The organism is Collinsella sp. D33t1_170424_A12 (genome assembly GCF_015554865.1).
In the GTDB taxonomy this organism is placed as follows: domain Bacteria; phylum Actinomycetota; class Coriobacteriia; order Coriobacteriales; family Coriobacteriaceae; genus Collinsella.
This window is the reverse complement of the sequence record NZ_JADNJJ010000190.1, coordinates 1-9,498: the sequence shown is the minus strand read 5'-3', so window position 1 is coordinate 9,498 and position 9,498 is coordinate 1. Positions and strand designations below refer to the sequence as shown.

The following is a 9,498-nucleotide window of genomic DNA, read 5'->3' as shown; positions in this document are numbered from 1 at the left end:
TTCTCGCGGTAGGCCTCCGGCGTCGTACCCTGGTCGACCAGGAACTTGGCCCAATCGGCATCCTCGGTATAGCCCGCGGAATTACGGTAGCTCATGATCTGGTTGGTGATGGTGTCCTCGGTGATGTTGGTGCCGTTCACCGTGGCGGCCACGCCGCCGGTCAGGTGGTAGGCCTCCTCCTTCTTCACCTCGTTGAGCACGCCGGAGCATGCCATGGCGGACACGGAGAGCAGCATGGCTGCGCAGCCCACAGCCACGAGCGCGATCTTGCCGCCGCGGGTGAGCTTCTCCTTGGTTTCCTTCTTGCGCTCGGCCTTCGTGGGCTCCTCGGCCTCCTTGGCCTCGCGCTTGATCTTCATCTTGTTGTTGATGGCCATGAACAAATCCCTTTCCCCAAGGGCCTCGACATTTCGTTGCATGCTATCGAAGCAGCAATTTTGATATTCTCTCACACTCATTGCCGCGTTTTGCCGTCATCGGGCGTTTGACCCACCAACGGACAGGAATTCTTCCGTAAGCGTTAAGGATTACCAGGCGCGGCGTTCGACGCGTGCGAAAGCGCGGCGCACTCGAGGCGGCCGCGGCGGCCGAGGCCCTTCTGTATCGCAAGCGCGCCAGCCGAGAGGTGGTTTCACCTTCCGGCTGGCGCGCCCATGTAACCTATCGCATGCCTATGCAGGCAGAATATCGACCGTGTTGTTCGGCGTCACGCGCACGCGACCCTCGGCCAGCACCTGGACGACGCTGGGATACAGCACGTGCTCCACGGCATGGATGCCGCACTCGAGCTCGTCCAAGCTCATACCCTCCTCGATGCGCACGGTCTCCTGCGCGATGATGGGGCCCTGGTCGTAGACCTCGTTGGCGAAGTGCACGGTCACGCCCGTTACCTTCACGCCGCGGTTGTACGCATCCTCGATGCCGTGAGCACCCTGGAAGCTCGGCAGCAGCGCCGGATGGATGTTTACCACGCGGTTGGGGAACGCCGCCAGCAGCGGGACATGCACCATGCGCATGTAACCGGCCATCACGACGTACTCGACGCCGGCGCGGTAGAGTTCGGAGGCGATGATCTCGTCGGCCTGCAGGGGGTCGGCGTACATCTCCTTGGAAAGCGTGAGCGTCTGGATGCCCGCCGCTTCGGCGCGCTTCAACCCGTAGGCAGAGGGGCGGCTCGCCACGACGAGCTTGATCTGGGCATCGAGCTCGCCGGCTTCGATCGCGTCGATCAGCGCCTGGAGGTTGGTGCCGGAACCCGACAGCAGCACGCCGATGGCGAGTTTGCGGCCCTCGCCCGCTGCGCGCTGCGCGGCGATGTGCTCCTGCAGCGCGTTGTTATCCATGGGGACGGGAGCGTTACTGCTCATCGGTGTACTTCACCTCGCCGGTACCCTCGACGCAGGTGCCCACGCGGAACGGGTGCTCGCCCATGTTCTCGAGGGCGGCCACGATGCCGGCCTCGTCGTCGGCAGAGCAGATGATGCACAGGCCCACGCCCATGTTGAAGGTCTTGCAGGCCTCGTTGGGGGCGAGCTCGGCGTGCTCGGACACATAGGTGATGACGGGCGGCACGGACCAGCCCATCTCGGAGCCGTTGCGCTCGACCAGCGCGTCGACGTCCTTGGGCAGCGCGCGGTTGAGGTTCTCGGTGATGCCGCCGCCGGTGATGTGGGCCAGGGCGTGCACCGGGGCGCCGCCGCGGAGCAGCTCGAGGACGGGCTTCACGTAGATGCGCGTGGGCGCGAGCAGCGCGTCGGCCAGCGAGATGCCGCCGAGCTCCTCGAGCACCTGCTCGAGCTCGACGCGCTTGGCCTCGGCCTCGGGCGTGCCGGGGATGATGCCATCGACGCCGATGACCTGGCGGACCAGCGAGTAGCCGTTGGAGTGGACGCCCGTGGACGGCAGGCCGATGATCACGTCGCCGACCTTCACGTTCTCGGGGTTGATCATCTTAGGACGGTCGACGATGCCCACGGCGAAGCCGGCCATGTCGTAGTCGTCCGGGCGCATGACGCCGGGATGCTCGGCCATCTCGCCGCCCACCAGCGCGCAGCCAGCGAGCTTGCAGCCGTCGGCCACGCCCTTGACGATCTTTGCCATCTGCTCGGCCTCGATGTGGCCGATGGCCACGTAGTCCAGGAAGAACAGGGGCTCGGCGCCGGAGGCGAGGATGTCGTTCACGCACATGGCGACGAGGTCCTGGCCCACCGTCTCGTGACGGTCGAGCAGCTGGGCGAGGACGAGCTTGGTGCCCACGCCATCGGTGCCCGAAATGAGGATCGGGTCCTCCATGTCCTTCATCGCAGCAGCGGAGAACAGACCGCCGAAGCCACCGATGCCGCCGATGACCTCGGGGCGGTTGGTCTCGGCGACCATCTGCTTGATCGCATCGACGGCGCGGGCGCCCTCGGCGGTATCGACGCCGGCGTCCTCGTAGGTTACATGCTTGGAAGTTTCGAACATGTGAGGTTCCTTTCGACCCAGGGAATTCCTAGTACCTCATGATACCAGCTGTAGGCCCATCCGTTCGAGTCCCTCCCCTCCTCCACCCCCGCTCATGTTGCATCCATTTGTGCGCCCATTTGTGCATCCGTTTGTGCGTCCTTTTGCGCGCCCATTTGGGACGGGGTTTTACGGCTCATCAACACGGGTCATGGCGGGACGGAGTTTTTACGGCTCATCAACACGGGTCATGGCGGGACGGAGTTTTTCCCAGCAAAGCCACGCTGGGCCAGTTGAGTCGATTTGGCCGTTTGAGGCGGTCGTTTTATCGCTCGGCATGCAGGATGCACGTCTCACCACACATGCTGGCACATGCAGTGAGCCCCGGATCGGAACCAATCGACACGTTAAGTCTGTGCCACATTGAACAGGGGATGAGCTGCGGCGGCCTTATCGGGAGAAAGGTGGCCGAAAGGCCGAGTTCGCCGCGGATTTCCGACGCCCGGGCGGGCGGCGGCCGCCCCGTCGGGAGAAAGGCGGCGGCAGGGCGCACGCCGTCGGAGATTCCTGACACCCGAACGAACGCCCTGCCGTCGCCCCACCGAAACACGAGGGGGCACCAGGTCAAGCCGAAGGGCCTGACCCCGGTGGAGTTCCGGGAGCAGGCCCTTCGGGAAGCCGCGTAGCGGCCATGATTATTCACGTCCAAGTTTCGGAGCGCTGTTCACAGGTAAACAGGGGTCGCGAAATCACGCGTTCTATGAACCACGCCGCCACTGCGTCAACAGCATGATCGGCACCAAGCGAACGGGCCCGACCGCTGCCAGCACTGGCACCGCCACGCGGGCCCGACAGCAACCAACACCGACGCCGCCAGCACCGACGCCGCCACGGCGCCATGCTCACATGCGGCTACTCGCCGTGAGCCTCTTCCCAGGAGCGGTCCGCTTTCTTCTCCGCCACGCAACGGCCGGTGACGGGCTCGGGCTTGGTGAGGTTGCGCGGGACGTAGCCCTCGATGAACTTATCGCGGCCGAAGCTCTCGGGGATGGCCACGGGATACTCACCCGTGAAGCACGCGGTGCAGTAGCCGGCGTCGGGCACGCACTCAAGCAGCGAGTCGACCGAGAGGAACGCCAACGTGTCGGCACCGATGAACTCGCACACCTCGTCCACGTTCTTGGTGGCCGAGATGAGCTGGCTCTGCTCGCCCGTATCCACGCCGTAGAAGCACGGCCAGATGTCCTCGGGGCAGTTGATGCGGATGTGGATCTCCTTGGCGCCCGCCTGGCGCAGCATGCGCACCAGCTGCACCATGGTGGTGCCGCGCACAATCGAATCGTCCACGACCACGATGCGCTTGCCCTCGATGACGTCCTTGAGCGGGTTGAGCTTCAGACGCACGCCCATTGCGCGCAGCTCCTGCGTGGGCTCGATGAACGTGCGGGCGACGTAGCGGTTCTTGATAAGGCCCGTGCCGTAGGGAATGCCGCTCTCAAACGCGTAGCCCTCGGCCGACGGCAGGCCGGAGTCGGGGGTGCCGATAACCATATCGGCCTCGACCGGGCACTCGAGCGCCAGCTTGCGGCCCATGTCGTAGCGGCAGGCATAGATGGACTTGCCGTCCACGATGGAGTCGGGGCGCGCGAAGTAGACCTGCTCGAAGATGCAGTGCGCGGTCTTCTCGGCAGCGGGAACGCCCTGCTCGGACACGAGGCCCTCGGCACTGATGCGCAGGATCTCGCCGGGGCGGATGTCGCGCACGTACTCGGCGCCGATGATGTCGAGCGCGCAGGTCTCGGACGTTACCACCCAGCCGGCGGCGGAGGCCACGACCTCGTCGCCCACCAGGTCATCGGCGGACGCGGCGTCGCTGGGCATGGCGGCCGCGGCGGCGTAGGCGTCGGCAGCGGCCACGCCCTCGTCGCTGGTAAGGCGGCCGAGCACGAGCGGACGGATGCCGTGCGGATCACGGAAGGCGTAGAGCGCCTCCTCGTTGATGAGCGTCATGGCATAGCCGCCGCGGATGAGCTCCATGGTCTTGCGGATGCCCTCGCGCAGGTGGTGCGACTGCTCGGTGAAGTAGCCGATGAGCTTCACGGCCACCTCGGAGTCGGAGCCGGAGTTGAAGTGGACGCCCAGCTCGATGAGCTGGCGGCGCAGCTCGTCGGTGTTCACCAGGGTGCCGTTGTGCGCCAGCGCCACGATGACGTCGCCGATGGTGGAGAGGTGCGGCTGGGACTCCTCCCAGCTCTTTGCGCCGGCGGTGCCGTAGCGCACATGGCCCACGGCGAGCTGGCCGGACAGCGCGTTGATGTCGGCGTTGGAGAAGACCTGGCTCACCAGGCCCAGGTCCTTGCGGACCATGACCGTGCCGCCGTCGCCCACGGCGATGCCGGCGGATTCCTGGCCGCGGTGCTGCAGGGCGCGCAGGCCGAAGAACGTGAGGCGCGCGACGTCGCGATCGGGAGCCCATACGCCAAAGATGCCGCACTCCTCGTTCAACGTATCGTGAGCGAGCTCGTCCTCGAGATTCGCGGTATCGGCAGATGCGAACTGCTGCGCGGCGCGCACGGTTTCTTGAGACATGGACATCCCTTCGTTAAATGCCAGTTGGCTAATGTACCTTGCTATTATACGCAGCTCGCCCGTGCATGGCGTTTTTGCCACGAAAGCGAAACATGATAACTACGAAGCCGAGGCGCCCCCATGCGCCTCGGCTTCAAGCGTGCTACCTCGAGCCGTTGGGGCGCTCGGGGCTGTCGATTCGACTCGTTGTGTCGGGGTGAATCGTCATGGTTTGGAACCTATGCTCCATATACGCGTTGTCGAAATGCTCCGCGTAGAACTGCTCGACCGGAGAACTGGGCTCCAGACCACTCACGCGACAGAACCAGCAGTCCAGCGCCTGAAGGGTCATAACACCGTTCACCAGCATAAGGGCGGTTACCACGGCGGTGAGCGAATAGCGCATCTTCCACGGGATGAGGTTGATGAGCTTCAGCAGCCGCGGCAGGCACACCTTAATCCAGAACAAGCCGAGGGTGCCCCACATGAGCATGAACGGCGTGGAGGTGCGGCCGGCGAACAGGATGGCCATGGGATCGGGGATCCCGGGCAGCAGCTCGTAGGAGTACGCCCAGGCGATAGCGCCGAACGACGTCTGCATCCACCAACCCACGGCAGCCTCGAACACGCCGCCGATGATGGCGCTCACGATGAAGATCACCAGGAAGTTCTTCTTATAGAAACGGTTGAGCGCGACGGTGAGCAGCACCGCGCCAAAACCGTAGATGGGGCTGAACGGTCCGAACAGCAGGCCGGCGCGATCTTGATACACTCCCGGATCGACCCACACCATATGGAAGATGACCTCGATGATGAGACCGAGCACGCAGCAGACCATGAAGACCCAGAACAGGTTGAAGAAGTTGAGCTTGATATAGCCCTCGCCCGTAAGGTCGCGGCCAAGCATGCCCTCCTCGGCGGCTGCGCGATCCTGCATGTCGCGCAGACGGCGCTGCAGCTCGCGCTCCTGACGCAACGTGGGATCGACCGTGGCGGACAGCGCGATGAGGATACCCAGCTGGATCATGGGGCGGATGAGGTGCACGCCGATGCCCTGCAGCATCACGTCGATGAGAAGCTGCCCGATCGTCATGACGATGAGCGCGGACGCCCAGCGCACCGCGTCGCGGCGGTAGCTCTTCATAAGCGTCCATCCAAAGAGGATGAGCGCGATCGACGAGACGAATGCCAGGATCGAGCCGATCACCGTCATGGTGACGGTAAGCGTGAGGTTGAAGCCAAGCAGCACGGATTCCTGACCCATAACCAGGCGATACACGATGATGCCGAAGTACGCACCCATGAGCGGAAGCGCCACCACGCCGTCGAGGGCGCACAGCGCTCCGTAGATACGGATGATCAACGGGATGGTCTTCAGCTGCTCCTTGGTTGGAACGCGCGGATCAAGGTCGTTGCCGGGTAGACCGAAGTCTTCATTCTGCGCCCCCTCGACCTTGCTCGGTACAGTTGCTTCGCTCACGTTACTCTCCCTGCTCGATTTCGCTTACACATTCATTTTTGATTGTTCCCACCAGCGACTGCAACGCATCGATGACGCGCGGACGGATATCGCCGCCGATGAGCACCAGCATGATATCGTCGCCCACCGCAAGCTCGCCGTCGTTGAGCCACACGCGCACGCAGCCGATACCGGGCAGCGCACGAGTCGCCTCCACGGCGGCCTCGACCTTCTGGGCATCGTAGTGAAACAGCATGCCCGTCACGCGGCCGCCGGGCTGCACGCCGTCCGTGTTCACACCGCGGGCCTCGGCCTTGGGCGTCTCGCGCACCGTTCCGTTGTGGACGAGGTACATGCCGCAGCCGCGAAAACCGGGATCGGCCTTGGCCTCGGCGAGCCAAGCGTCGATCGAGGGCATGGGTCGTGCCATAGCGCTGCTCCTTTCTCAAAAAAAGCAACCGAGCCACACGGAGTGGCTCGGCAGCGATGGGTCGTTTGGTTACTGGCGCGGGATGGTCTCTTCCAGCGAGCACACCATAACGGCGCGCGTGGTACGCGGGATGATCTCGCCCGCGCAGGTGATGAGGGACAGCACCTTGTCCGTGGAGCCGATGCGCTCCTCGACATCGGGCGCTTGAGCTTTGGCCATGCCGAGCGCCTCCGTGAGGTACTGCTGCAGTGTCTTATCGCCGGTGAAGTTGGTCACGCGGGCGTCGGTGAACGTGTCCATGACCTGCGCGGTGAACATGGGCTTGAAAACGTAGGTGTTCTCGCGCGTGATGTAATACACGTTGCCGAACTGGTTGAAGGCATCCTGCTTGAGCGTGTCGTCCACGATCTTGAACATCGTGTTGTCATACATGTGGTGACCGTAGAGCGTGGTCTGCTCGTCCACCGCGCCGGGCGCGGTGCCATCCATGTCCATGAAGATGCTTCCCGAGCCGTTGCCCGACAGGTCGAAGAGGCGCGTGAGGTACGTGGTGTTGTTATCGGTTTGCACCACGGGATAGTTGATCACGGTGTTGGGCACGTAGATCCAGCCGATGACGTCGGGGTTGATGGCCTCGAGCTCATCGAAATCGACCTGCGGAATTCCGTCGCCCGCGCTATCCTGCACCGCGTACTGCTGGAGGTCGGCATAGGTGGCTTGCGCCTCCTTGTAACCCATCTGCGCGCGAACGAAGATGAAGCCCGCGGCGGCAAGCAACGCGATGCCCACGATGATAAGGATGACCGAGGCGATGCTGCGGCCCTTACCGCCCTTGCCCTTCCCGCCGTTACCGTTCGAGCCGCCGTTGCCGCCGTAGGGCGAGGCGCCGGACCGGTTGGCGCGGCGGACGTCGGTGGGAGGCGTAATGGAGCTGGAAGCGCGCACCGGATACACGGGCTGCGGGCTGACGGCGGCCACCGGAGCCTGAGGAGAAACGGCATCGGCACCCGAAGGCTGCGTGCGAGGGCCGCGGGCGCTGGCAACAGCGAGGAACTCCGCGGTCGAGGACGGTTTAGCGGTCATATTGGCCGATCCATTCGTAAGCTTGCCGGTGGGGTCGGCGGGGTTGTTTACAGGCGTCGCGGCGGTTACCGCGGCATCGTCGGAAGCGGGGCCCCACAAGCTCGCCTCGGCCATGCGCGCATATGAATCGCTCGTCGACGGAAGGTTGAGGTCGGATACGCTTCGGCGAGGAGGCTGCGCCGCGGCCGCGACAGCTTCGGCGGAGGCGCCCAAAGCGGCAGCATCGGCAGCCAGCCTGCCCATGGCGACGGTTGCTCCGTTGGTTGACACGGGCATGGGAACCCGTTCGGGAGCAGGTACGCACGGCTGGGCGGGTGCCGGCGACGAGGAGGAAGGGGCCACCGGAGTAGGAGCAGCAGGCGCCGCCGCAGCAGCAGCGGGCGCGGGCTTCACCGAGGCGGCGATCTTCTCGATCTCATCGTCCGTATGGCCCGACGCCTTCCAGGCAGACAGGAACTGCATGGTGGTGGAAGGATCAACCTGGGCAGGAGCCATAAAGGGCTCCGCTACCTCGCCGGCGGGGACATATCGATTGCCCGCCGGGCGGTCGACATCGGCGTCCGCCGCACCCGCGGCATGGGGACGGCCGGCAGCAGCCCCGCCCATCGTGGCCTCGGGCCCCAAGGGATCAAACGACGGGGATGAGAAATGGCCACCGGCCGGAACGCGACGCGCGCGGGGCTCCGGAACGCTCGACTCGCCCGGTGCGACCCATAGGTTGTCCGCCCCCTCGAACGGGTTCTTCGTGGTATCGGCCATAATCCGCCTCGTGTCTCCTGTCTTCTACAAAAGGGTGGTACAGCACCAAGGCCCTAGGCCTCGGCCATCTCGTTCTTAAGGTTCACGATCGCCTCGCGGTACTCGGGCATGGTAGCGCCGAGAATCTGCGTGGCATAGATGGCCGCGTTCTTGGCACCGTTGATGGCGACGCAGGCGACGGGCACGCCGGAAGGCATCTGCACCATGGAGAGCAGGGAATCCATACCGCCCAGGTCGCTCGTCTTCATGGGCACGCCAACAACGGGCAGCGGCGTGAACGCGGCAACGACGCCGCCCAGGTGCGCAGCCTTGCCGGCCGCGGCAACGATGACCTTGATACCGCGATCGGCAGCGGTCTCCGCCCACTCGTGGACCTTGTCGGGGGTACGGTGCGCACTGGCGATAACCAGCTCGTAGGGAACGCCGAGGCGCTCCAGCTCGGCGGTGCAGCCCTCCATAACGGGAAGGTCGGACTTCGAGCCCATGATGATGCCAACGAGCGGGGTCTGAGCGGTATCGGACATGAATACCTCCAAGCTGAAGAGTCAATAGTCGTTCTAGTATACGCTCCCGCGCCCATGGCGAATCGGCACGCCTGGTCGCCATCACTACGAAAGCACGGGAATTAGGCAACAGAAATGGGGGACCGGTCCGAGAACCGATCCCCCAGGGGGTGGAGCTATGTCCGTGAAGGCGTCCTAGGCGATGCCTACTTCAGGTCCACCAGGTCCTTCTCCGCCATGCGCTGCAGGAACGC

The 9,498-nt window shown here is 64.5% G+C and carries 7 protein-coding genes and 1 pseudogene; all 8 read right to left on the bottom strand.

What is annotated here, in order from left to right; all coding sequences use genetic code 11:
- Positions 1-377, bottom strand: a pseudogene (locus I2E26_RS08015) (peptidylprolyl isomerase); the annotation flags it as partial.
- A 294-nt stretch (positions 378-671) separates the two neighbouring features.
- Complete coding sequence (gene purN, locus I2E26_RS08010; RefSeq protein ID WP_229056511.1) at positions 672-1,367, bottom strand: phosphoribosylglycinamide formyltransferase; 696 nt, start codon at positions 1,365-1,367, stop codon at positions 672-674.
- Positions 1,357-2,463 (bottom strand): phosphoribosylformylglycinamidine cyclo-ligase, encoded by a 1,107-nt coding sequence (gene purM / locus I2E26_RS08005; protein ID WP_195420313.1) that lies wholly within the window; start codon positions 2,461-2,463, stop codon positions 1,357-1,359. The genes purN and purM overlap by 11 nt, the downstream gene beginning before the upstream one ends.
- Positions 2,464-3,354: 891 nt before the next feature.
- On the bottom strand, positions 3,355-5,031 hold the full coding sequence (locus I2E26_RS08000) for an amidophosphoribosyltransferase (protein WP_147587714.1): 1,677 nt from the start codon (positions 5,029-5,031) through the stop codon (positions 3,355-3,357).
- A 142-nt stretch (positions 5,032-5,173) separates the two neighbouring features.
- Positions 5,174-6,490 (bottom strand): putative ABC transporter permease, encoded by a 1,317-nt coding sequence (locus tag I2E26_RS07995; RefSeq protein ID WP_195420312.1) that lies wholly within the window; start codon positions 6,488-6,490, stop codon positions 5,174-5,176.
- A 1-nt stretch (position 6,491) separates the two neighbouring features.
- Positions 6,492-6,899, bottom strand: coding sequence for a molybdenum cofactor biosynthesis protein MoaE (locus I2E26_RS07990; RefSeq protein WP_195420311.1), 408 nt, complete (start codon positions 6,897-6,899; stop codon positions 6,492-6,494).
- A gap of 69 nt (positions 6,900-6,968) precedes the next feature.
- The gene (locus tag I2E26_RS09120) at positions 6,969-8,741 is read right to left on the bottom strand and encodes a class B sortase (RefSeq protein WP_229056510.1); all 1,773 of its coding nucleotides are present in this window, start codon (positions 8,739-8,741) and stop codon (positions 6,969-6,971) included.
- Positions 8,742-8,794: 53 nt separating this feature from the next.
- Complete coding sequence (gene purE, locus I2E26_RS07980) at positions 8,795-9,265, bottom strand: 5-(carboxyamino)imidazole ribonucleotide mutase (protein WP_147587717.1); 471 nt, start codon at positions 9,263-9,265, stop codon at positions 8,795-8,797.
- Positions 9,266-9,498: the final 233 nt, after the last annotated feature.

Excerpts from the sequence above, each read along its gene's own strand:
- I2E26_RS07990 (WP_195420311.1), bottom strand. The coding sequence starts at position 6,899 with ATGGCACGACCCATGCCCTCGATCGACGCTTGGCTCGCCGAGGCCAAG.
- purM (WP_195420313.1), bottom strand. The coding sequence starts at position 2,463 with ATGTTCGAAACTTCCAAGCATGTAACCTACGAGGACGCCGGCGTCGAT.
- purE (WP_147587717.1), bottom strand. The coding sequence starts at position 9,265 with ATGTCCGATACCGCTCAGACCCCGCTCGTTGGCATCATCATGGGCTCG.
- I2E26_RS09120 (WP_229056510.1), bottom strand. The coding sequence starts at position 8,741 with ATGGCCGATACCACGAAGAACCCGTTCGAGGGGGCGGACAACCTATGG.
- I2E26_RS08000 (WP_147587714.1), bottom strand. The coding sequence starts at position 5,031 with ATGTCTCAAGAAACCGTGCGCGCCGCGCAGCAGTTCGCATCTGCCGAT.
- purN (WP_229056511.1), bottom strand. The coding sequence starts at position 1,367 with ATGAGCAGTAACGCTCCCGTCCCCATGGATAACAACGCGCTGCAGGAG.